The 21,436-nt window shown below is 57.5% G+C and carries 22 protein-coding genes; 17 read left to right on the forward strand and 5 right to left on the reverse strand.

Annotation, left to right across the window (positions count from 1 at the left end; translation table 11 throughout):
• Window positions 1-51: 51 nt before the first annotated feature.
• Window positions 52-1,311 (reverse strand): ABC transporter substrate-binding protein, encoded by a 1,260-nt coding sequence (locus FPZ52_RS15220; protein WP_146366479.1) that lies wholly within the window; start codon window positions 1,309-1,311, stop codon window positions 52-54.
• Window positions 1,312-1,335: 24 nt separating this feature from the next.
• Entirely contained in the window at window positions 1,336-2,322 is a 987-nt protein-coding gene (locus FPZ52_RS15225) for an ABC transporter ATP-binding protein (protein WP_146366480.1), read from the reverse strand.
• Between the two features lie 225 nt (window positions 2,323-2,547).
• Between FPZ52_RS15225 and FPZ52_RS15230 the strand changes: the two genes are divergently transcribed.
• From FPZ52_RS15230 to allB, 16 genes are all read left to right on the forward strand, one after another.
• Entirely contained in the window at window positions 2,548-3,252 is a 705-nt protein-coding gene (locus tag FPZ52_RS15230; protein ID WP_146366481.1) for a GntR family transcriptional regulator, read from the forward strand.
• A gap of 11 nt (window positions 3,253-3,263) precedes the next feature.
• Window positions 3,264-4,061 (forward strand): GNAT family N-acetyltransferase, encoded by a 798-nt coding sequence (locus tag FPZ52_RS15235; protein WP_240804503.1) that lies wholly within the window; start codon window positions 3,264-3,266, stop codon window positions 4,059-4,061.
• A 69-nt stretch (window positions 4,062-4,130) separates the two neighbouring features.
• Window positions 4,131-4,754 (forward strand): glutathione S-transferase, encoded by a 624-nt coding sequence (locus FPZ52_RS15240; protein WP_146366482.1) that lies wholly within the window; start codon window positions 4,131-4,133, stop codon window positions 4,752-4,754.
• 100 nt (window positions 4,755-4,854) lie between these two features.
• Entirely contained in the window at window positions 4,855-5,106 is a 252-nt protein-coding gene (locus FPZ52_RS15245) for an acylphosphatase (RefSeq protein ID WP_146366483.1), read from the forward strand.
• A 130-nt stretch (window positions 5,107-5,236) separates the two neighbouring features.
• Window positions 5,237-5,887: a Rieske 2Fe-2S domain-containing protein gene (locus FPZ52_RS15250; RefSeq protein WP_146366484.1), complete on the forward strand. Its 651-nt coding sequence runs from the start codon at window positions 5,237-5,239 to the stop codon at window positions 5,885-5,887.
• Entirely contained in the window at window positions 5,887-6,732 is an 846-nt protein-coding gene (locus FPZ52_RS15255; RefSeq protein WP_146366485.1) for an aromatic ring-hydroxylating oxygenase subunit alpha, read from the forward strand. Before FPZ52_RS15250 ends, FPZ52_RS15255 begins: the two co-directional genes overlap by 1 nt.
• Entirely contained in the window at window positions 6,729-7,388 is a 660-nt protein-coding gene (locus tag FPZ52_RS15260) for a glutathione S-transferase family protein (RefSeq protein WP_146366486.1), read from the forward strand. Before FPZ52_RS15255 ends, FPZ52_RS15260 begins: the two co-directional genes overlap by 4 nt.
• Window positions 7,388-8,761, forward strand: a complete 1,374-nt coding sequence (locus tag FPZ52_RS15265; protein WP_146366487.1) for an amidohydrolase — start codon at window positions 7,388-7,390, stop codon at window positions 8,759-8,761. The genes FPZ52_RS15260 and FPZ52_RS15265 overlap by 1 nt, the downstream gene beginning before the upstream one ends.
• Window positions 8,762-8,779: 18 nt before the next feature.
• Entirely contained in the window at window positions 8,780-9,853 is a 1,074-nt protein-coding gene (locus tag FPZ52_RS15270; protein WP_146366488.1) for a BMP family ABC transporter substrate-binding protein, read from the forward strand.
• A gap of 52 nt (window positions 9,854-9,905) precedes the next feature.
• Window positions 9,906-11,414: an ABC transporter ATP-binding protein gene (locus tag FPZ52_RS15275; protein ID WP_146366489.1), complete on the forward strand. Its 1,509-nt coding sequence runs from the start codon at window positions 9,906-9,908 to the stop codon at window positions 11,412-11,414.
• Between the two features lie 4 nt (window positions 11,415-11,418).
• Window positions 11,419-12,501 carry an ABC transporter permease gene (locus FPZ52_RS15280; RefSeq protein WP_146366490.1) on the forward strand — a complete coding sequence of 361 codons (1,083 nt, stop codon included), beginning with the start codon at window positions 11,419-11,421 and terminating at the stop codon, window positions 12,499-12,501.
• A complete protein-coding gene (locus FPZ52_RS15285; protein WP_146366491.1) occupies window positions 12,498-13,418 on the forward strand; it encodes an ABC transporter permease in 921 nt (306 codons plus the stop codon). Before FPZ52_RS15280 ends, FPZ52_RS15285 begins: the two co-directional genes overlap by 4 nt.
• A gap of 137 nt (window positions 13,419-13,555) precedes the next feature.
• On the forward strand, window positions 13,556-14,731 hold the full coding sequence (locus tag FPZ52_RS15290; RefSeq protein ID WP_146366492.1) for a winged helix-turn-helix domain-containing protein: 1,176 nt from the start codon (window positions 13,556-13,558) through the stop codon (window positions 14,729-14,731).
• Window positions 14,732-14,842: 111 nt separating this feature from the next.
• Entirely contained in the window at window positions 14,843-15,532 is a 690-nt protein-coding gene (locus FPZ52_RS15295; protein ID WP_146366493.1) for a GntR family transcriptional regulator, read from the forward strand.
• Complete coding sequence (locus FPZ52_RS15300; protein WP_146366494.1) at window positions 15,529-16,182, forward strand: flavin reductase family protein; 654 nt, start codon at window positions 15,529-15,531, stop codon at window positions 16,180-16,182. The genes FPZ52_RS15295 and FPZ52_RS15300 overlap by 4 nt, the downstream gene beginning before the upstream one ends.
• Before the next feature lie 9 nt (window positions 16,183-16,191).
• On the forward strand, window positions 16,192-17,559 hold the full coding sequence (gene allB / locus FPZ52_RS15305; RefSeq protein WP_146366495.1) for an allantoinase AllB: 1,368 nt from the start codon (window positions 16,192-16,194) through the stop codon (window positions 17,557-17,559).
• A 3-nt stretch (window positions 17,560-17,562) separates the two neighbouring features.
• On the opposite strand, the gene FPZ52_RS15310 is transcribed toward allB, so the two are convergent.
• From FPZ52_RS15310 to FPZ52_RS15320, 3 genes are read right to left on the reverse strand one after another with little or no spacing between them, the layout of a single operon-like run.
• Entirely contained in the window at window positions 17,563-18,867 is a 1,305-nt protein-coding gene (locus tag FPZ52_RS15310) for a TRAP transporter large permease (protein WP_146366496.1), read from the reverse strand.
• A gap of 9 nt (window positions 18,868-18,876) precedes the next feature.
• Window positions 18,877-19,386, reverse strand: a complete 510-nt coding sequence (locus tag FPZ52_RS15315; protein WP_146366497.1) for a TRAP transporter small permease — start codon at window positions 19,384-19,386, stop codon at window positions 18,877-18,879.
• Between the two features lie 5 nt (window positions 19,387-19,391).
• The gene (locus FPZ52_RS15320) at window positions 19,392-20,381 is read right to left on the reverse strand and encodes a DctP family TRAP transporter solute-binding subunit (RefSeq protein WP_146366498.1); all 990 of its coding nucleotides are present in this window, start codon (window positions 20,379-20,381) and stop codon (window positions 19,392-19,394) included.
• A gap of 153 nt (window positions 20,382-20,534) precedes the next feature.
• Here FPZ52_RS15320 and FPZ52_RS15325 point away from each other — a divergent pair, with 153 nt between their 5' ends.
• Entirely contained in the window at window positions 20,535-21,431 is an 897-nt protein-coding gene (locus FPZ52_RS15325; RefSeq protein ID WP_146366499.1) for a dihydrodipicolinate synthase family protein, read from the forward strand.
• Window positions 21,432-21,436 lie beyond the last annotated feature (5 nt).

Consider the following 21,436-nt stretch of genomic DNA (forward strand, 5'->3'; position numbering starts at 1 on the left):
GGTCAATCTTTGGCCAGGGCGGGAAGGGGATCGCCCCGGCCAAGTGTCGCGTCAGGACGCGATGAATTCGTTCCATTTGCGAACCATGTACTGGTTTTCGTCCATCACGGCGTTCCAGCAGGCGACGCTGCCCATCCGATCGTAGAAGGACCCGCCATCGCGGCTGTTACCGGCCTGGTCCATCACGTCGCCGTAGGGATTGGTGATGTCCTCGACCGCGGGCTTGCCCTCGAACCAGTAACCCCACTCGTTCTCGGTCATGTGGTTCTTGGAGGTTTCGGGCACGGCGGAATAATAGCCCTGCCGCATCAGGAACCCACCGACCCAGCCGTCGAGATACCAGTTGATGTAGTCGTAGGCCGCGTCCAGTTCCATTCCCGACAGCGATTTCGACAGGCCGATGCCGCCTCCCCAGCTCCGGTAGCCCTCCTTCAGCGGCTGGTAGACACACGGAATGCCGCGCGACTTGACCGCGGTGATCGCAGGCGACCACATCGACTGGATCACCACCTCGCCCGATGCCATCAGGTTGACGCTTTCGTCGAAGGTCTTCCAGAAAGCACGGAACTGGCCGGCCTTCTTCGCCTCGGTGAAGATCGCGAAGGTGGCGTCGATCTCGTCCTGGGTCATGTTGCCCTTGTCGCCATACTGGATCTCGCCCATCGCCTCGCAGACCATGGCCATGTCCATGATGCCGATCGAGGAAATGTCGAGGATCGACGCCTTGCCCTTGAATTCGGGGTTCAGAAGTTCCGTCCAGCTCTCGATCGGGCGGCCGATCAGGTCGGGGCGGATACCCAGCGTGTCGGCGTTGTAGATCGTCGGGATCAGCGTCATCCAGCCGGTTTCCTCGTCGGCGAAGGTGGTCGATCCCTGCCCCTCGACGAAGCCGACCGTATGCGGGGCGGTGCCTTGCGCGATGACGCTTTCCGGCGTCAGCTTGCCGTCCTTGAAGATGCCGACGATCTTGTCGTAGTTCTTGATCTTGCTGACGTCCATCGCCTGAAGGTTGCCCGTCGGCCAGACCTTCTTGCAGATCCAGTATTCGATATCGGCGATGTCGAAGCTGTCGGGCTGGGTCGCGGCCCGCTGGGTGACGCTGTCGCTGTCGAGCGCGGTCATTTCCAGCGTGAACCCAAGGTCTTCCTTCACCTTCTGGCCGACCTCGTTTAGGTTCGATACGCCGGTGCCGAATTGGCGCAGGGTGATGTTCTTGATCTCCTGCGCCCAGATCATCGGCGCGCCCAGCGTCGAGACCCCGACCGCAGCAGCGCCCGTTTTGAGAACGCTTCTTCTTGAGAGATTAGCCATCTCGTTCACTCCTTGTCGGATCGTTCATTGCGTCAGCCGGTGCAGTTTTTCTTGTTCCCAAGTCAGACCGACTGCGTCACCCGGGTTCTTTACGTTCTGGAAAAAGACGGCGTCCGGCACCAATGCCATAAGATCCTGATTGCCCGCGACTCTGGCGGAGACGCTCACATGTGTGCCCTGATATTCGACAGCCATGATACGCGCCTCCATCTTTCCGGTGCCGGCATCCGTCAACGAAACCGCGTCCGAACGCAGGGCAAACCTTCCGTCGGCCAGATCAATCACGTTATGTCCGCCCAGAAATTGTGCGACGAAGGCAGTGTCCGGGCGGTTGAACACGTCGCGCGCAGATCCGGCCTGTTCGATCACGGCGTCGTTCATCACAACGATTTCGTCCGCCAGCGCCATCGCTTCGTCCTGGCCGTGGGTCACATGCAGGAAGCTGATGCCGAGTTCGCGCTGAAGACGTTTCAGTTCGCTGCGCATCCGCACTCGGAGAAACGGGTCGAGCGCCGACAGCGGCTCGTCCAGCAGCAAGACCTGCGGGCGCGTGATCAGCGCACGGGCCAAGGCGACGCGTTGCTGTTGCCCGCCAGACAATTGATGTGGGAAACGTTCGGCCAGCGCAGACAGGTCGACCAATTCGAGCATATCGCCTGCTTTTGCAAGGCGATTGCGCTTATCCTCGCCTTTCATCTTCAAGCTGAATGCAACGTTTTCTGCGACGCTCAGATGCGGAAACAGCGCATAGTTCTGGAACATCATCGCGGTACCGCGATGGGCAGGTGGAAGGCGAGAAATATCCTGCCCATCCAGCAGAATTGATCCGTCGCTGACGGTTTCATGGCCTGCGATCATGCGCAGGGTCGAGCTTTTTCCGCACCCCGAGGGTCCTAGAAGGCAAGCATAGGTTGCCGGCTTGAAGTGATGGCTAACTGCATTGACTGCAATTGTATCGCCATACCTCTTGGTGATCTTGACCAGTTCGAGATCTTTACCTCTTTGCGACATGTGCTCTCCGACCATCTTCATGATCATCAAGAAGCATGACGACGAACGGGAAAAGTATCGCGAGTTACGGATGCTGATAGATATTGAGCCTGCGTCAACACTGTGCGGGTTTGGCGCAAAGTGGTGAATTTATGGGCGCAATGTTGAGTACAATCCTCACTAAAATGATATACACGTTCAGGCTTCATTGAGAGAAGACAATCTCTCAGTTTAGAATCGGATCACATGGAACACGCGAACCCATCATCGAATGGCAAGGAAACTCGCTCTCAGGCTGACGCGATATCGGCCGCGCTGACGTCGGCGATTCATCGGCATCGGATCGCCCCGGGGACAAAGCTGGGTGAAGAAGATCTGGCAGACATCTATGGCGTGTCGCGCACCATCATTAGATCGGTTTTACACGGGTTGGCGCATCTCCAACTGGTGGAAATACACCGTAATCGAGGTGCTTTCGTAGCCAGCCCTTCCATTGGCGAGGCGCATGAAGTGTTCGAGGCCAGGGCCTTGGTGGAGCCCATGCTCGCGCGCCGGGCGGCGGTGCGGGCGTCTGCAAATGATCTGGAATTGTTGCGCAAGCACATAGAAGAAGAACACGCGGCGCTTGCACAGCAAGACGCAGGAAGGGCGCTGCATCTGTCGGGGCTGTTCCACATAGAGATGGCACGTATCGCCGATCACGCAACTATCGCCGGTTTTGTAGAAGGGTTGGTGGCGCGCTCGTCACTCATCATTGCGCTGTATTGGCGGCGGGAAAGCGCATTGTGTGAGAAGCACGCTCATCACGCATTGCTGGATGCCTTGGCGCGCGCGGACGGTCAGGAAGCCGAGGCTAGGATGAAAAGTCATTTGGTGGACCTTCATACCGCGCTGGATCTGCGTGAACGGCAGGAGCCGTCGCGTTCCCTGAAAGAAGTACTGGGGCCATGATTTGTCGAAACATGACCTTGCCAGAGTTGGTAAGGGTTCTGGGGTGGGCGCGGCAGGAAGGGTGGAATCCGGGCCTGGATGACGGCGAAGCTTTCTTCGCCGCAGATCCGGAGGGTTACTTTTTGGCCGAGATTGAAGGTAAGGCGGCTGCCGCGATCTCGGTCGTAAACCATGATCAGGAGCATGCGTTCCTGGGCCTTTATATTTGCCTGCCAGAATTTCGTGGCCAAGGCGTCGGTCATGCACTTTGGCGGTATGCTCTATCTCACGCGGGCTCGCGTTCTGTCGGCTTGGATGGCGTGCCCGCGCAACAAGCCAACTACGAAAAATCAGGCTTCAATCGAGCAGGGCGCACCATCCGATACAAGGGGAATCGGATGGCGGCATTAGCGGAAGACCGATTGGCCGAGGATGCGGATCTGCCCCGATTGATCGAAGCGGATCGCCGGATGGTTGGCTATGACAGGCAACGGTTTTTGACCAGCTGGTTCAGGCCCTGCGGCAGTCGCCAAACGGTTGTTCTTGGAACGTATTCATATGCCACGTTTCGGCGATGCCACGAAGGCATCAAGATCGGGCCGCTACATGCACCGTCGGGTGAGGAGGCGATGGCATTGCTCGCCCGATGCCCAAAGTCATTGGGCGACGGGCCGCTTTACATTGATGTGCCGGACCGCTCTCCTCTTGAGAGGTTGGTGCGAAGCTTGGGCTACGCGCCGGTTTTTGAAACGGCGCGTATGGTTAAGGGTGCCAGACCGACCGCGAAGCCGCCCGCCTATTATAGCGTAGCGACACTGGAGCTTGGTTGACTTTCGGCGGCGGGTTGTCGATGTCGCTGTCAACTTTTGGCACCAACCCGCAGCACACGGCAGAGACTGATGATACCGATCCTCTATTCGTTTCGCAGATGCCCCTACGCAATGCGCGCGCGGCTGGCGATTGCGGCGGCGGGCCAGAAGGTCGAGCTGCGGGAGGTAGTTTTGCGAGACAAGCCGCAAGCCTTCCTGTCTGCGTCACCCAGCGCAACCGTTCCTTGTCTTGTCACAGGTGCCGGGGTGATCGATGAAAGTCTCGACATAATGAAGTGGGCACTGGACAGATCGGACCCGAACCACTGGCTTGCCATGCCGGAAGAGGGCTGGGGCTGGATCGAGCGCGCAGATGGGCCGTTCAAGCGCGCACTGGATCGGACCAAATACGCAGCCCGTTATCCCGACGAGGATCCGGCGGAAAACCGTGATGCGGCGTCGGAGTTCTTGCAGTCCCTAGACGATCAGATCGACGGCTGGCTTTTCGACGCACCAAGCATTGCTGATTTTGCCATTTTACCGTTTGTCCGTCAGTTCGCGTATATTGATAAGGCGTGGTTCGACGACCAACCTTGGCCAAGCTTGTCTGAATGGCTGGAACGCTTCCTGGCGTCAGATCGTCTTGCCGCTGTCATGAGAAAATATCCGCAATGGGTTGAGGGAAATTCGCCGATGTTCTTTGTCGCCGACTAATGGATTTCGTCAGGTTGTCCCTGCGGTTTGACGCTAACAACGATCTTGCCTGTCGGCACTGTTCTATTCAATACAGGTGCCAACAACTGGGGGATCGGATTTGCGCGAAGTTCTAAGGATCATGGGTGACCTGCGAGGGCCGGTCGAAGAATGGATCCTCCATCGTGCCGACAAGCTTTCGTTGGACGGCGAAGTGCTCCACGTGTCCGACAGCAGGATCACCATTCGCGTCGATGGCCCTGAAGAGTTGCTGGAAGCGATGGCGCTCGCCTGCAGTCTTGGGCCATCCGAGGCCCTGGTTGAGAGGGTCGAACGCGTATCGATGCCATCAGAGTCCAACAATGCCCATTAATCGCTCAATTTGTGAACTTCCGCTTAATTGCTGCGCCATACCCATGGCCGGCAGGATTTGACCCGAGGCCAATCCTTTTCAGTTCCGACCCTCTCCTATAGCCAATCTCAGCCAGAAAACGGAGTTCTCAATGAGCCAGTCTTGGACCGTCGTATCGCTTTCGAGCGGATTAAGAGTTGGCGGTGTTATGCGCAGTTTCGTTGATGGCCAAGAACTCGTGATCTGGCGCAGCGCGTCGGGACGGGCGCAGGCTTGGGACAACAGATGCCCCCATCGCGGTATGCGCCTGTCACACGGTTTCGTGCGTGGCGAACAGCTCGCTTGCCTGTATCATGGCTGGCATTACGGACAGGACGGCGTGTGTAGCTACATTCCCGCACATCCCGATCTGGAGCCGCCGAAAACCATCTGCACGCAGATTCATAGCTGTGTGGAAGCAGACGGTTTCGTCTGGGTGGGCGGCGATGTTGAAACAATACCTCGCGGTTTTGCATCCGATATGGTCGGAGTACGGTCGATCTATGTTGATCTATCTGTCGAACATCTGCGACAGCGTTTGACCTCGATCGGTTCCGGTGCTCAGGATTTGGTCACGCTGAAGGCTGAAAATGGCGGGCCGCCCAGCGAGGCTTGGGTTGCGCTGCAGGCCAATGGGCCCAACCAAAGCGTGATGCATATCGGTGCGCCGGCAGGGACTGACCCTCAGGCGTGCATCGCCATTTCGCATTGGGCGGAAAGCTTTCGAAGGTTTGGCGAAGCTTCCGAAACGGAGGCCGCGTGATGATTTCCGACAGCACACTGAATGAATGGTACCCGATCGCCATCGCCAACCGGGAAATTACGACCGTCCCTTTCGAGACGACCTTGATGGAGCAAGCGTACAAGGTTGATGTGGGACCGCAGGGATGGGTGGCCCGCGCCGCAGATGGCACTCCGAAGCAGTGCATCGAGAGATATGGCCATGTCTGGCTGTGTCCCGGCACGCCGGAAAAACCGATTTTCAACATGCCTGAAGCCGATCAGCCGGGCCGTCGGCTGGTGGATTGTGGCGTGGTGCGCGTGAAATGTTCTCCTCTGCGGGCGGTCGAGAATTTCCTCGACATCGCGCATTTTCCCTTCGTGCATACTGACATTCTGGGAGCCGAGCCGCATACCGAGGTCGAACGCTACAAGGTCGATATACGCGAAGATGACGACGAGATCTGGGCCACCAAGGTCAAGTTCTTTCAGCCTCAGGCCGCGAAATCTGCCGAAGGCGGTGTAATGACCGAATACATGTATCGGGTGCCGAGTCCGATGGTTTCGATTCTATACAAGACATGCCCGCCGAAGCCCGGTGAATGGGATGTCATCGCGATTTTCGTGCAGCCACTGGCTGAGGATCTGTGCGATGTCTGGCCTTGGATGGCATTGTATGATGACGCAAGTTCCATGACCGACTTGATCCAGTTCCAGCAGACGATTTTCTTGCAGGACCGGTCCATTCTGGAGAATCAGATACCCCGCAAACTGCCACTCGATCCGAGGATGGAGGTGCCGACGCGCGCGGATATGACCTCGATCGCCTATCGGCGCTGGCTGAAGAAACGCGGCGCAACCTATGGCGCGGCGATGGAGGTGGCATGACCGGCCTGCTTTACGACTATGCCCTGTCGGGCAATTGCTACAAGATCCGGCTAATGGCCGCGCTACTTGGCGTGCGGGTGGATACGAAATCGGTGGATTTCTATCCGGGCAATGAACACAGAAGCTTGCCGTTCCTGGCCCTGAACCCTGCTGGCACTTTGCCCGTGTTCGCCGAAGGCGATCTGGTTCTGACCGAAAGCGCGGCAATTCTGACCTATCTCGCACAGAACCATGATCCCAAGGGAAATTGGTTCCCGACGCAGGATCCAGGGCGTCTGGCCAAGGTTCAGCAGTGGTTGAGTTTTTCCGGCAGGCTGACCGCGACGGCAGGTGAGGCGCGCTTGGGCGCAATGCTGAACAAGCCCGTTGACATGGATAAAGCGCGTGACGGTGCACGCAGTGCCCTGCGGGAGATGGAAGCCGCACTGACGGATCAGAAACTTCTGGGTTGCGCGTTTCTGACCGGGGCGACGCCCACCATCGCCGACATCGCGTGTTTTCCCTACGCTGCCCTCGCAGCGGATGGCGGGATTGAACTCGATCCGTATCCGGCGCTTCGCGACTGGATTTTCTCGGTCCGGACCTTGCCGGGTTTCATCGAGATGCCAGGTATCCATGCCGTCCATGAAATACTGACCACAGAAGAACCGGCCTGATGACCGAGCACACGCTTTTCAGAGACTGCGCCGCGATCGTCACAATGGACGACGCAGGCACTATTCATCGCAACAAAGACCTCCTGGTTTCGGGAAAATCGGTGGCGCAGATCGGCGAAGGGATCGTTGCGCCAGCCGGTGCGGAGATCGTCGATGCAACGGGTTGGTTCGTCTATCCGGGCTTGATCAACACCCATCACCATTTCTTCCAGTGTTTTATCCGCAACAACGCTCATCTGGACTGGACGAAGCTTTCGGTGATCGAATGGTTGGACCTGATCTATCCGATCTTCTCCAAGCTGGACGAGGAGTGTTTCTACCATTCTTCGGTTGTCGGGATGGGTGAGTTAATCAAGAGCGGCTGCACGACCGCGTTCGACCACCAATACAACTTCCCGCGCCATGCGGGTAAGAACATCGTTGATCGCCAGTTCGAGGCGGCCCAGTTTCTCGGTATGCGTTTCCATGCCGGGCGGGGTGGTAACACGTTACCCAAATCCGAAGGCAGCACGATCCCGGATGAGATGCGCGAGACGACAGACGAGTTCATTTCCGATTGTGAGCGTCTGATCGACAGCTATCACGATGCGAGTGAGTTTAGCATGGCGCAGGTCGCCGTTGCACCATGCCAGCCAGTGAACTGCTACCGCGAAACCTTCGTCGAGTCCGTTGCCCTTGCGCGTGACAAGGGCGTGCTGATGCATAGCCATGTCGGCGAAGGCGAGAGCGAGGTCATCAAGGCGCGGTACGGGATGCGGACAGTGGACTGGTGCGAGGAGCTGGGCTTTGCCGGGCCGGACGCGTGGTATGCCCATTGCTGGGAACTGGCATCGGATGAAATCGCGAAGATGGCCGCATCTGGCACGGGTGTCGCGCATTGCCCGGAGCCGGTCTATCTGGTGGGTGCAGAAGTGACGCCCATCCCCGAAATGGCGGCGCGGGGCGTGCGCATCAGCCTCGGCGCGGATGGCGCGGCATCAAACGACAATTCCAACCTGATGCATTGCATCCATTCGGGCTACATGCTGCAGGCGCTGGTGGCCAACACGCGGCAGCATCCGGTGCCAACACCTGCCGAATTCCTGCGATATGCCACACGCGGAGGCGCGGATGTGTTGAACCGCAACGATCTGGGGTCGCTTGAGGTTGGCAAGGCGGCGGACCTTTTTGCCATCGACACCCGCGCAGTAGAATATGTCGGCACCCGTCACGACCCTGCGAGTTTCTTCGCCAAGGTCGGCCATTTCCGACCCGTCGATCTGACCATGATCAATGGACGTGTCGTCTGGCGCGACGGCGAATTCCCCGGTCTCGATGAACAACGACTTGCCGCTCAGGCAGAGGCCCATGTCGAACGCGTGGTCTATTCGTAACAACAGGAAGGATTATTTATGAAACAAGCATTTAAAATAACTGCGATGGCTGCCGCTCTTGGGTTGGCCGCGACAGCGGTCACTGCCGAACCTCTGGAAATCGGTTTGATGGTCCCGTCGCCCTTGGCTGACACGGGCTGGTCCAAGACGCTTGCCGATGGGCTGGATGCGGTCAAAGAGAAATACGGCGATGATGTCTCCATCGAGATAGTCGAGAACATTCAGGAAGGTCCCGACGCCGACCGGATCATGAACAAGATGGTTGCCGATGGTGACAAATTCCTGGTACTGGGTTCATTCGGCTATATGAACAGCGGGCTGAAGCTGGCACAGCGCAACTCGGATGTGACGGTTCTGCATGCCTCTGGTTTTAAGACGGCCCCTAATCTGTCACCCTTTGCAGCGCAGTATTTCGAGGGTGCCTATCTGATGGGTATGGCGGCTGCCGATCTGACCGAAACCAAGAAGCTGGGTGTCGTGTCAGCATTTGCGATCCCCGAGCTGATTTCCACCATCAACGGTTTTGCTCTGGGCGCGCGCAGTGTTGATCCTGAAATCGAGGTCAATGTCATCTGGATCAATTCCTGGTTTGACCCGGCAAAGGCGCAGGATTCCGCCCGAGCGCTGATTTCACAAGGCAATGACATCCTGTTCTCCAACGCGCAGGACACACCGTCCGTGGTGACCGTGGGCGAAGAAGAGGGCGTCCATGTCTTCAACCTCAACAGCACCATGAAAGACTACGCGCCGACCAAGTATATGGGAGTCGTGAAGACCGACTGGGCGCCGTTGTTCCTGCGGTCGGTCGAGCAGCATCTGAACGGTACGTTCGAGGGCACCAATGAATGGCTGGGCATGGCCGATGACACGGTGCTCGTCGAGGACTGGAGCAGTGATATCAGCCCCGAAATGATGGCCCGGATCGAAGAAACCGAAGCTGCGATTCATTCAGGCACATTCAACGTCTATTCCGGGCCTATCGTCAATCAGGCTGGTGAAGAGGTTATCGGCGAAGGGGAGGTTCTGAGCGATGAACAAGTCCTCGGAATGAATTGGCATGTCGGGGGCGTCGTGTCCCCGCTGCCCAAGTGATTTGATGACGTGCCGCGCCTGATCCGCGCGGCACTTTCGCAAGGCGCCCCCAATGGTCAATGTTCCCTTGTTGTCTTTGAAGGCAATTACCAAGCGCTATCCCGGTTTGACCGCGAACGACGCAATTGATCTCGATGTCCGGTCGGGTGAAATCCACGCAGTTCTGGGTGAAAACGGGGCGGGCAAGTCCACGCTGATGAAGATAATATATGGCGTGGAGCAAGCCGATGGCGGGGACATTTTCTGGCAAGGCGATCACGTTCCGGTCCATAACCCATCGCGCGCCCGTGCGCTCGGCATAGGTATGGTGTTCCAGCATTTTTCGCTTTTCGAGACGCTGAGTGTTGTCGAAAATATTTCGATGACAGTGCCGGGCAAGAAGGCCGATCTGGCGGCCAAGGTTCGGGAGTTGGGCATAACATACAATCTGACTGTCGATCCTCATGCGGCGGTGCACACCCTGTCTGTCGGAGAACGGCAGCGGGTGGAGATCATCCGGTGTCTTATGCAGGATCTGCGGCTTCTCATTCTCGATGAACCCACCTCCGTTTTGCCACCGCAGCATGTCGAGGTGTTGTTCGATGCACTCAGGAAGCTGCGCGATAGCGGCGTTGCGATCCTCTACATCAGTCACAAGCTGGAAGAAATCCGCACGCTTTGCGACACTGCGACCATTCTGCAAGCAGGCCGCGTATCAGGCACCGTGGTGCCGCGTGAGAAGACCGCGCGTGATCTGGCGCAATTGATGATCGGTCGCAGCATTCCCGCTATCGAAGCCCGCCCCCACGCACCGGACACAGGGGGGCCATTGTTGGGGCTCAACAAGGTCTATGTACCAAGTGACGATCCCTTCGGCATCTCGTTGAAGGATGTGTCGCTGTCGGTAAAGGGCGGTGAGATCGTTGGAATCGCCGGCATTTCCGGGAATGGGCAGAAAGAGCTGTCCCGCGTTATTTCGGGTGAGTTCCTTTGCACAGAGCTTTCCCCAGCGGCTATCATGATGATGGGCAAACCCGTCGCCGATCTGGATGCGGCGGCGCGGCGGCGCCTCGGTTTTGCCTTCGTACCGGAAGAACGGCTGGGGCGGGGGGCCGTCCCTGAAATGTCGCTCGCCTCGAATACAATCCTGACAGCCAGTGAACACGGGTTGGTGCGGCGCGGCTTTGTTGATCGGCCAGCAGTTACAGACTTTGCGATGCGATGCATTCGCGATTTCGACGTCCGGTGCAACGGCCCCGAGACGCGGGCAGGGGCCCTGTCTGGTGGCAACCTGCAAAAGTTCATTGTTGGACGGGAATTGCACCTTAAGCCCAAACTCCTGTTTGTCGCACAGCCGACGTGGGGTGTGGATATCGGCGCGGCGACCGAAATCCGCCGCAAGCTATTGGCGCTGCGTGATGATGGCGTCGCGATCTTGATTATTTCCGAAGAAATGGACGAATTGTTCGAGGTTACCGACAGGCTTCACGTGATTCACGGAGGCGCGCTGTCCAGATCGCTTCGCACATCCGAAGTCACCGCGAACGACATCGGGCGCTATATGATCGGCGCAGAGGAGTGACCCGTTGATACAGTTCGAGAAACGAGACGAACCATCGCGCAAGGCCTTGATATTGGTCCCGCTGATCGCAGTTGCGTTGTCGATTGTGGGAAGCAGTATCTTCCTGACCATCCTCGGCAAGCCGCCGCTATCCGCGATGTATTCCTTTTTCGTCGCGCCCTTTGAATCCTTTTACTCGATCACCGAGATCCTGTTGAAATTCGGGCCTCTCCTGCTGATTGCGCAGGCGCTCGCGGTGGGGTTTCGTGCCAAGGTCTGGAACATCGGGGCGGAAGGCCAGATGATCGCGGGCGCGGTCGCCGCGAGTTCTCTGCCGATCCTCTACAACGACAGCGCCTCGCCGCTGATGCTGCCCGCGATGGTCTTGCTTGGCGTGCTGGGTGGTATGGCGTGGGCGGGCGTTGCTGCGCTCCTGAAGACGCGCTTCAATGCCAGCGAAATCCTGGTGACATTGATGTTGAATTCCGTGGCAATCCAGTTGCTCTACTACCTTGTGCTGGGGCCGTGGAAGGATCCAATGGGTTTCAATTTTCCACAGTCCGTCTTGTTTCAGGATGCGGCGTTGTTTCCAATGCTCTTCGCCGGCGCGCGTCTGAACCTCTCGATCCTTCTGCCGCTCATCTTCACGGTCTTCGTCTGGATTCTGATGCAGCGGCGGTTCGAAGGGTTCAAGCTGATGGTCAGCGGCTTGGCGCCGGATGCGGCCAGCTATGCCGGCTTCAACAACAAACGGGCCATATGGTTCAGCTTGTTGCTAGCCGGGGGCGCGGCGGGCCTCGCGGGTATGGCGGAGGTCGCTGGACCTATTGGCCAGCTTCAGCGATCGATCACATCAGGTTACGGCTACTCGGCAATAATCGTGGCATATCTGGGGGCGCTGCATCCAGTCGGCATCGTGTTTGCTGCGTTCTTTCTTGCAGTCATCTCAATCGGCGGAGACATCGCCCTTGTATCTGCGGATATCCCGATTAGCGCGGTGCGGGTATTTCAAGGGATGCTGCTGGTGTTCTATCTGGCGTCCTACACCTTCGTGACCTACCGCGTTCACCGGGCACGCACGCCTCGCACCCAAGGAGAGGCCACATGAGCGCATTCGAGTTCTTCATCGCCGGAACGATAAGCGCCGCGACCGTCTACCTGCTAGCAGCCATAGGGGAGCTGGTTGCCGAAAAGTCCGGTATGCTGAACCTTGGCGTCGAGGGCATCATGGCCACCGCTGCGGCCGCCGCGTTTATCGTGGTCTACACTACCGATAGCCATGTTCTGGGTTTCGTGGTGGGGGGGCTCGCAGGTGTGGCGGTCTCGATGATCTTCGCAGTGGTCAGCATCACTTTCCTGGCCAACCAGGTGGCAACAGGGCTTGCAGTCGGCATTCTGGGGCTGGGCATGTCGGCACTGATCGGCAAGAACTATGAGAGCCTTACTTTGTCGCCTGCTGGCGATCTCCACTTTCCTCTGCTCGGCGAACTGCCTTTTGTCGGTCCTGCGCTCTTCAGTCACAATGTCGTCGTCTACCTGTCACTGATCTCGGCTTTTGTCATTGGTTACACACTTTCCCACACCAAGCTGGGGCTGATAATCCGGTCGGTCGGAGAAAACCCGCAGGCGGCCCAATCACTTGGGTACCCGGTTCACCTGGTAAGATACGGCGCAGTTGCGTTCGGCGGACTGTTCGCGGGGTTTGCCGGGGCCTATGCATCGACAATCTATACGCCGCTCTGGGCAGATGGGATGATCGCGGGGCGCGGCTGGATCGCGGTAGCCCTCGTCGTGTTCGGAACCTGGAAAACGGGGCGCATCGTGCTGGGCGCCTATCTGTTCGGGCTGATTTCGTTGGGCGAACTGATGGTCCAGTCAATCGGCATCGACATCCCGTCTCAATTGCTGAGTTCCATGCCGTATATCGTTACGATCGTTGTGCTCGCCAGTATTTCTTCCGATCGCGCCAGATTGAGGCTGCACGCGCCGTTTTCGCTCGGCGAAACCTATGACGGATCGCGCTGACAATTGATACGGTCTTTCGTTCAGGCCGGCGGTGTCGGGGCGCGGGCGTTTTCGCCCGCATTTCGAACACTTCGGCTTGATCGACGATAGGGTTGACGTCATCCATGTCAGGCAACTGAACGCGGAGATGGATACCGGTGGGCACAATCAAGATTTCAAATGCCGATGCCAGGAATCTCTGGCTGGAGGCAAACGGGCTGGGAAGTGCACCTACTGGACGGCTGGATGCACTGTCGATCATCCGCGGTTTGGGGTTTGTGCAACTTGATGCCATTCAGGTTGTATCCCGAGCGCATCACCACATTGTATGGAGCCGCAATCAGCACTATCGCGAGCCGGTGCTTGACAAGCTTCTCGCCAAAGACCGCGATGTGTTCGAGCATTTCACGCACGACGCATCTGTTTTGCCAATGGAAATGTATCCGATGTGGCGGCGACAATTTCGTCGCATGAAAGAAAAAGTCGAACGGTCGTCTTGGTATGGCAATGCTCTGCAGCCCCAGCTTCTGGATGACATCAGACGTCGAATCTCTGATGACGGTCCGGTGTCCACGCGCGATTTCGACACGAAACTTGATGGCCCGCGCGAGATGTGGCGACGTCCTCCGCACAAGCAAGCGCTGGACTACCTGTGGTACGCTGGGGAATTGGTGACATGTCATCGCGACGGGTTTACCAAGTTCTACGATATTGCGGAACGTGTCGTGCCCAAACATCTACGTGAGACGGAAATATCTGACCGAAGCCAGATCGATTGGCTTTGTCGGGCGGCACTTGATCGGTTGTGCTTTGGTACATTGGGCGAGATTCGGAAGTTCTGGGATGCCGCGACGGTGGCGGAGATCGCTGACTGGTCGCGGCGTGACAGCGACAGGCTTGTGCCGGTTGAAGTGCAGGCAGCGGATGGGCGCTGGACCAAAGCAGTCGCTAGCCCAGCCATTGAGGCGCGGCTGTCTTCGCTTACGACACCGACATCACGGCTCAGGATTCTCAACCCCTTCGATCCGGCCATTCGTGATCGGGCTCGACTTAAACGGCTATTCGGGTTTGACTACACTGTCGAGATGTTCGTGCCCGAGGCGAAGCGTCAATGGGGGTACTACGTGTATCCGTTGCTCGAGGGGCGGCGGTTCGTCGGCCGTATCGAAGTCAAAGCTGAACGTGCGAAGGATCGTCTGGTTGTGTTCAGGTTTTGGCCGGAGGCTGGCGTCGCTTGGCCTGACACCCGAATGCGGCGGCTGGACGCAGAATTGCAGAGATTGACTAAACTTGTTGGCGTCAGTGATGTTGTTTGGTTCTGCCCAAGGTCATGAGAAAGCGAAACAGCTATCCAGCAAATGAAACTCTAGCGCGGTATGGATCGTATCCAATTGACGTCCACTTGTGCATCCATTACCAGTGGTAAAAAAGCTAGAGAACCAGCGATGAGCGAAGCGAAAGACACGGTAACAACGGCAGTCTATGATTTGCTGCGAAAGGCAATCATTGAGCAAGCTCTGAAACCCGGAATGCGCCTGCCAGAGGATACCGTGGGCGAACAGTTCGGTGTAAGTCGCACGATCGCCAGGCATGCGCTTGTTCGCTTGGAAAATGAGGGGTTGGTGGTTGCGCGCCGGAACCGTGGTGCGGTGGTTGCCGAGCCCTCTGAAGCGGAGGCCCATCAGGTCTTCGACGTTAGGCGGTTGCTGGAAAACGAAGTCGTACGGCTGTTGTGTCGAGGCATGCCGCCAATCGGATACGACCGCTTGGTCGCGCATATCCGAAGCGAAGAAGCCGTGCGGGGCAAGGATGGACCGGTATCGATCCGGCTGTCGGGCGAGTTTCATATTCTTCTGGCCGAACTTACCGAGAACGCGGTTCTTGCTCGTTACGTGTCCGAAGTTGTCACGCGTTGTTCATTGATCATGTCGCTCTATGCCCGGAGCCACTCATCCGATTGCGCCGTGGACGAGCATACTCAGATCGTTGACGCTATTCGGTCGGGGGACGAGACGCGGGCGATCGACATCATGAACAGGCATTTGGGAGCCGTTAAGGGCAGGGCGAATTTTTCAACCGAGCCCGATGATGTGCGTTCGATCCTGTCGCAATACGGAAAGGAACTCGCTCAATGAGCCACCACGTACTGGATTTTTCCAGCCTCAGCCCACGCGAAGCCTATAAGGTTATGATCGGGACCATCGTGCCGCGCCCTATTGCTTGGGTGACAACGGTCTCGCCAGATGGAGTCGTCAACGCGGCACCCTATTCCTTCTTCAACTGCCTGTCCGCAGATCCGCCCATCCTTGCGCTGGGGGTCGAGAACAAGCCGGACAAAAGTTTCAAGGACACGGCATACAATATCCGCACGACGGAATGCTTCACCGTGAACATCGTCGGGCGTGACAATGCGGAGGCCATGTCTGTCACCGCCGCGGGGTTTGAACCGGATGTCGATGAGCTACAGATGGCGGGCCTAACATCGGTTGCGGGCACCGAGGTTGCCTGCCCACGTATCGCGGAGGCACCCGTGGCTTTCGAGTGTCGTCGCTACCTCGGGATCGAAGTAAGCTCAGCGCGTGAGATCATTCTGGGTCAGATCGTGATGGCACATGTTCGTGAAGACATCATCGATCTCGACACTTTCTATTCTGATCATGCGCGGCTGGACGCGATTGGGCGTATGGGCGGAAATGGGTATGCAGGGACGCTGGATTATTTCGATCTGCCGACACCCTCCGCCGAACAGATTCTCGGCGATCAGAAGATGCGGGCTAGGGGTTGAGCATCGTTGATGTCCCCTGAACAGACATATCTGCGCAATGCTCAACTCGTCACCGAAGACGGAATTCGTCATGGCGGTGTTGTGATCGAGGCCGGGCAGATTGCCGAGGTCGTCTCTGGCAACCCAGATAGGGCGGCAAATGACGTGATCGACGCGGAAGGGCTGCCGGTTCTGCCCGGGCTGGTGGACATGCATGTTCATTTTTCCGAGCCGGGCAGGGGGCATTGGGAAGGGTTCGAAACAGGCAGTCGTGCGGCCGCAGCGGGCGGGATTACGACTGTGGTCGAAATGCCGTTGAATGCCGTACCGCCGACCGTCGATCCCGCTGCGTTGTCAATGAAGCTTCATGCCGCTCAAAAGAGCATTGTGGACTATGCACTGTGGGGCGGGGTCGTTGGCGGCGACATCTCGGATATCGAGGGTCTGGCAGAAGGTGGTGTTGCTGCATTCAAGGCCTTCATGTGCCCCGGATCGCCGGAGTTTCCGCACGTCGGTTCGGCGCAGCTTCAAACGGGATTGGACCGTATCGCTCGGCTTAAGATGATGCTTGCGGTTCATGCCGAAGACGAGGCGCTGACGGAAAGGTTGACTCGGGATCTTCGCGCGTCAGGCCGCGTCGATCCACGGGCGTGGGGCGAGGCCCGTCCGATTGAGGCGGAGTTGTGGGCGATTCGCAACGCGCTGGCTGCCGCGAAGCAGGCTGGCGCGCGGCTGCATATCGTTCACGTTTCTACCGCCGCCGGTATCGACCTCGTACATGAGGCAAGACAAACAGGTCAGCAAGTTACCGCGGAAACTTGTGCGCACTACTTGGCCTTCGACGAGGAAGACCTTGTGCGAGGCGGTCCAGAATTCAAATGTGCTCCACCGTTGCGTGCCCCGGAAGAACGCGAAAACCTGTGGCAAAAGGTTCTGGCCGGCCAGGTCGATGCGATCACATCGGATCATTCGCCCTGTCTTCTGGAGGACAAGGAAAAGGGCGCGAAGGACATTTTTGAAGCATGGGGTGGGATCTCGGGGTTGCAGTCTGGCCTGCCGGCAATGCTGACAGAAGGTGTCGGGCGCCGGGGACTATCGCTCCCGGACCTCGTCCGTATGATGTCCGCCAGTCCCGCACGCATCATGGGTCTGTTCCCGCGCAAGGGGTCTATTGCGGTTGGCAGTGACGCGGATCTGGTGATTGTCGATCCGTCGGCTCGCTTCACGCTACAAACCGACGATCTGGAATACCGCAATCCGCATAGCGCCTATGTTGGACACGAGTTCACGGGGAAAGTCGTACGTACCATTCGTCGTGGCGAAACGCTGTTCTCGGCTGGTCGCATCGTTGCGCATGCAGGGCCGGGATCGCCTCTGCTGCGTTCATGTCGTGTATAAATACTACAACATCCCAGCTGCCGTCGGCAGCCACAGAGAAAGCGGTGGGTAGAAGGTCAGCAGCATCAGAAGCGCGATGAGAATGGCCATGAACAGCCATATCTCGCGGATCATCTCTGACAACGGAATGCCGTTCAACGCCTTGATGATGAAAAGCAGGATGCCGTAGGGCGGCGTAATTAGCCCGATCATCATGTTGAAGACCAGCACGATCCCCAAATGGTTCAGATCGATGCCCAGTGCAGCCGCTGTCGGTATGAACAGCGGTGTGACCACCAGCATGATTGTGGATACGTCGAGGATACAGCCCAGAAGCAGGTAAAGGATGTTGAGCAGGATGAGGAATTGCCATGGCTTCAATTCGACCGAGTTGAACAGTTCGAACACCATTTGCGGAACGCGCTCGACCGTGATGACATAGTTGAAAATGAAGGCACCGCATAGAACCAGCGTTACAACGGCGGTGGTGTTTACACTGGATTTGACGACGTCCCAGAACCGTTCCAGCCCGAGTACGCGGTAGGCAAAGACTGCCAGCAGAAGTGCGTAGAAGGCGGAGACCGCTGCGGCTTCGGTCGGTGTGAATATACCGCTATAAATCCCGCCCAGGAGAATGACAGGCATCAGTAGGGCAGGGAAGGCGCGAACGAAAATGAGCGGCAGGGCTGCCAGCGGGATCGCCTTTTCGACAGGAAAGCCCCGGAGCTTCGCCATGATCGCCACTGCAATGGCAAGTACAACGCAGAACAGGATCGCGGGGATGACGCCGCCCAGAAACAACGCGCCGACCGAGGTTGACGAAATCAGCGCATAGAACACCATCGGGATAGATGGCGGGAAGATTGGGCCAACAACGGCCGAAGTCGCGGTCAACGCACCTGCGAAGCCGCGCGGGTATCGGCCCTCGCGCATCATCATTTCGGTGATCACCTTACCCACGCCAGCCGCGTCCGAAATGGCCGACCCACTCATGCCGGAAAAGATGAGGCTGGTGAAGATGTTGACCTGCGCGAGCCCGCCGGGCAGTCGCCCGACCAGTGCCAGCGCAAAGTTCAGCAACCGGTCCGATATCTTGCCTGCGTTCATGATGTTCGCAGCGAAAATGAACAGCGGAACGGCCAGAGCGACGAAATTGCCGAATACACCGTTGAGTACGTTTTCAGCAGCCAAGCCCACATCGCGCCCGGACATCGCCAGATAGAATACGCTGGAAACGATCATCGAGATACCGAAGGGCAGTCCGGTTATCGTGATGCCCACCATGATGACGAGCATGATGATCAATGCGTGATCGGCCAAAAATTCCATGTAGTTTTCCTAAATCTGGCTGCGCCAGTCCGCCCCGAAAAGCTTGACCAGACGCCAGATGGCTTGAGCACTGAACCCCAGCAAGAACAGCAGGTAACATCCGTAAACGAAGTGCATCGGTATGCGTAGAACAGAACTTTTCTTGCGGGTCAGGAAGTCCAGGTAATCCCATGTATATGGGATCAGGATGAAGAATGCCGCGATCAGGGCGAGCATCGAAACTATACAGAATACCCGGCGCGCTTGCGGTGAAACCACGTCATAGATGACATCGAAGGACACATGTTCCCTGATCGGCACATTGAACGCGGCTGCCCAGAACACCGCCCAAATGAAGGCAATCATCGTGAATTCTTCGGTCCACAGCAGCGGTCGCTGCATGGCATATCGATAGAAAATCTGGATGATGAAGCCCGTGAAGGCGGACAGGAACAGTGCCGCGCCGACCGCATCGGCGCAGAAGCGTGCAACGGTCCCCACCTTGGCGAGAACCGTTTTGTTTCCGATGATCTCCGTCATTTGCCTCAGTTTGCGGCCAGGTTATTGATCTGATCTACCCAGCCTTCGGGCCAGTCGGCGGCACGGTCGGAATTCATGTAGAAATCCTGCACATGGCTACGGAAGGCATCGACATCGGGCGTTGTGACCTGAAGACCTTCGTCTTTGAAAAACTGAACAAGGCTTTCTTCGCCTTCGACGCGCTTTTCGTTATTCCAGTCGCATGCCGCTTTCGCAGCCGAGTTCACCGCAGCCTTCTGTTCGTCGGACAGCTCGTCCCAAACAAAGTTTCCGATAGCAAGGTTGATGCCGTCAACCAGGTGCGACGTCAGGGTAATCTGTTCGGTGACTTCATAGAATTTCGCGGCTTCGACAGTCGGAAGCGGGTTGTCCTGTGCGTCGATCGTGCCGGTTTGCAGACCCAGATAGACCTCGCCAAAGGGCAGGGGCGTCGGGTTTGCGCCAAGTGCCTGGCCAAGGAACAACCAGGAATCCGAACTTGGCATCCGCAGCTTGATACCGGCCAGATCTTCGGGCGTCTGGATGTCTTGCGCCGAGCGAAGGTTCAGCTGGCGGGTACCAAGATAGCAAACGTCTAGCAGCTGGATGTCCATTTCTTCGGACACCTTTTGCTTGAACTCGGCGCCGATGTCGCTGTCGAAGAATGCGCGGTAGTGTTCCGGGCTCTGGAACAGATAGCCTGCAGTGAACAGCCCGTATTCGGGGATCGCGTCGGCGATCAGTTGGTAGGACACATAGGTCATTTCAGCATTGCCGCGCTGAAGCGCGTCCAGATCGGCACCCTGACCGAACAGCGAACCCGAGTCGAATATCTGCACGTCGAATTGGTCGGGTGCTGCGGCTTCAAGTGACTCCTTGAAAACGGTGAGCGCCTGCGTGTGCAGATCCGTCGAGACACTGGGAACCGTGATCTTGATTTCAACGGGTGATTGCGCTGTTGCCTGACCCGCCACGGCGACGCTGCCCAACAAAATGGCTGTTGCTACTGACTTCATGTGTATCCTCCCGATACGCGATCTCTGGGAACTAAATGCCTTGATCGGCCGTCGTTATCAACCTGTCAAACTTTATGTGTGTTGACAACTGATGTAAACACTTATTGTATCAGTAAGACGATTATGGAAATCCACCAACGAAAGAAGACGTGTATGCCCCGCAGCAGCGATTTGAACGGCGTGGTTTGTGCTTGCGTTACGCCGGTTACGAACGAGTATAAGATCGACGTAGAGCGGCTCGCGAAGCATGCGGAGGCGATGCTGGCGGCGGGTTGCGGCTTCGTGTCGCTATTTGGAACGACCGGAGAAGGTGCGTCATTCTCGTCACGCGAAAAATGCGCCGCGCTAGAGGCTCTGCGGAACCAAGGCGCTGACATGTCGCGGCATATCCCAGCGGTGATGGCTGCTTCGGTCGATGAGGCTGCAATGATGCTCGATCGTATCGACCAATTGGGATGCCGGGCCGCGCTGATTATCCCGCCCTACTACTACAAGGCGGCCGACAATGCTGCCGTCGTGGATTTCTACGAGGCTGCGCTACGCTGTGCAGGGTCGCCGGACCTGCAGGTGATCCTTTACAACTTCCCTTTCTTTAGTGGCGTCACATTCGATCCAGCTCTTGTGCAGGCGATGATCGACCGGCTGGGGTCGCAGATCGTCGGAATCAAGGATTCCACCGGCGATCTGGACGCGGGAAAACGTCTGATTTCGGAGTTTCCGAACCTCGCGATTTTCACGGGCGATGATCGCATCTTGCCTGCCATGGTTGAGGCTGGCGGCGCGGGAATGATCGGGGGGATGATCAACCCCTACCCGGATGACGCGTTGAAATTATATAAAGGCCCTGTCACCGATGAAATGGCAGCCGTCGCAAAGCGCAGGATTGAAGCTGTGGACGTCAATGGTGGGCTCAGCGTATTGAAGGCAATGCTTGCCATGAAGCTGGGTGATCCGGATTGGGCACGGTGTGCCCCACCACTTCGGGCCGCGAGCGAGGAAACCTTGGCCGCCGTCGCGGATGCGATAGCGCCTGACAGGATAGGACACTGAACGCA

Source organism: Qingshengfaniella alkalisoli (assembly GCF_007855645.1).
GTDB classification, from domain to species: Bacteria; Pseudomonadota; Alphaproteobacteria; order Rhodobacterales; family Rhodobacteraceae; genus Qingshengfaniella; species Qingshengfaniella alkalisoli.

What these genes read in the sequence shown, in the direction of transcription:
- FPZ52_RS15220 (WP_146366479.1), bottom strand. Translation starts at nt 1,311, where the DNA reads ATGGCTAATCTCTCAAGAAGAAGCGTTCTCAAAACGGGCGCTGCTGCG.
- FPZ52_RS15225 (WP_146366480.1), bottom strand. Translation starts at nt 2,322, where the DNA reads ATGTCGCAAAGAGGTAAAGATCTCGAACTGGTCAAGATCACCAAGAGG.
- FPZ52_RS15230 (WP_146366481.1), top strand. Translation starts at nt 2,548, where the DNA reads ATGGAACACGCGAACCCATCATCGAATGGCAAGGAAACTCGCTCTCAG.
- FPZ52_RS15235 (WP_240804503.1), top strand. Translation starts at nt 3,264, where the DNA reads ATGACCTTGCCAGAGTTGGTAAGGGTTCTGGGGTGGGCGCGGCAGGAA.
- FPZ52_RS15240 (WP_146366482.1), top strand. Translation starts at nt 4,131, where the DNA reads ATGATACCGATCCTCTATTCGTTTCGCAGATGCCCCTACGCAATGCGC.
- FPZ52_RS15250 (WP_146366484.1), top strand. Translation starts at nt 5,237, where the DNA reads ATGAGCCAGTCTTGGACCGTCGTATCGCTTTCGAGCGGATTAAGAGTT.
- FPZ52_RS15255 (WP_146366485.1), top strand. Translation starts at nt 5,887, where the DNA reads ATGATTTCCGACAGCACACTGAATGAATGGTACCCGATCGCCATCGCC.
- FPZ52_RS15260 (WP_146366486.1), top strand. Translation starts at nt 6,729, where the DNA reads ATGACCGGCCTGCTTTACGACTATGCCCTGTCGGGCAATTGCTACAAG.
- FPZ52_RS15265 (WP_146366487.1), top strand. Translation starts at nt 7,388, where the DNA reads ATGACCGAGCACACGCTTTTCAGAGACTGCGCCGCGATCGTCACAATG.
- FPZ52_RS15270 (WP_146366488.1), top strand. Translation starts at nt 8,780, where the DNA reads ATGAAACAAGCATTTAAAATAACTGCGATGGCTGCCGCTCTTGGGTTG.
- FPZ52_RS15275 (WP_146366489.1), top strand. Translation starts at nt 9,906, where the DNA reads ATGGTCAATGTTCCCTTGTTGTCTTTGAAGGCAATTACCAAGCGCTAT.
- FPZ52_RS15285 (WP_146366491.1), top strand. Translation starts at nt 12,498, where the DNA reads ATGAGCGCATTCGAGTTCTTCATCGCCGGAACGATAAGCGCCGCGACC.
- FPZ52_RS15295 (WP_146366493.1), top strand. Translation starts at nt 14,843, where the DNA reads ATGAGCGAAGCGAAAGACACGGTAACAACGGCAGTCTATGATTTGCTG.
- FPZ52_RS15300 (WP_146366494.1), top strand. Translation starts at nt 15,529, where the DNA reads ATGAGCCACCACGTACTGGATTTTTCCAGCCTCAGCCCACGCGAAGCC.
- allB (WP_146366495.1), top strand. Translation starts at nt 16,192, where the DNA reads ATGTCCCCTGAACAGACATATCTGCGCAATGCTCAACTCGTCACCGAA.
- FPZ52_RS15310 (WP_146366496.1), bottom strand. Translation starts at nt 18,867, where the DNA reads ATGGAATTTTTGGCCGATCACGCATTGATCATCATGCTCGTCATCATG.
- FPZ52_RS15315 (WP_146366497.1), bottom strand. Translation starts at nt 19,386, where the DNA reads ATGACGGAGATCATCGGAAACAAAACGGTTCTCGCCAAGGTGGGGACC.
- FPZ52_RS15320 (WP_146366498.1), bottom strand. Translation starts at nt 20,381, where the DNA reads ATGAAGTCAGTAGCAACAGCCATTTTGTTGGGCAGCGTCGCCGTGGCG.
- FPZ52_RS15325 (WP_146366499.1), top strand. Translation starts at nt 20,535, where the DNA reads ATGCCCCGCAGCAGCGATTTGAACGGCGTGGTTTGTGCTTGCGTTACG.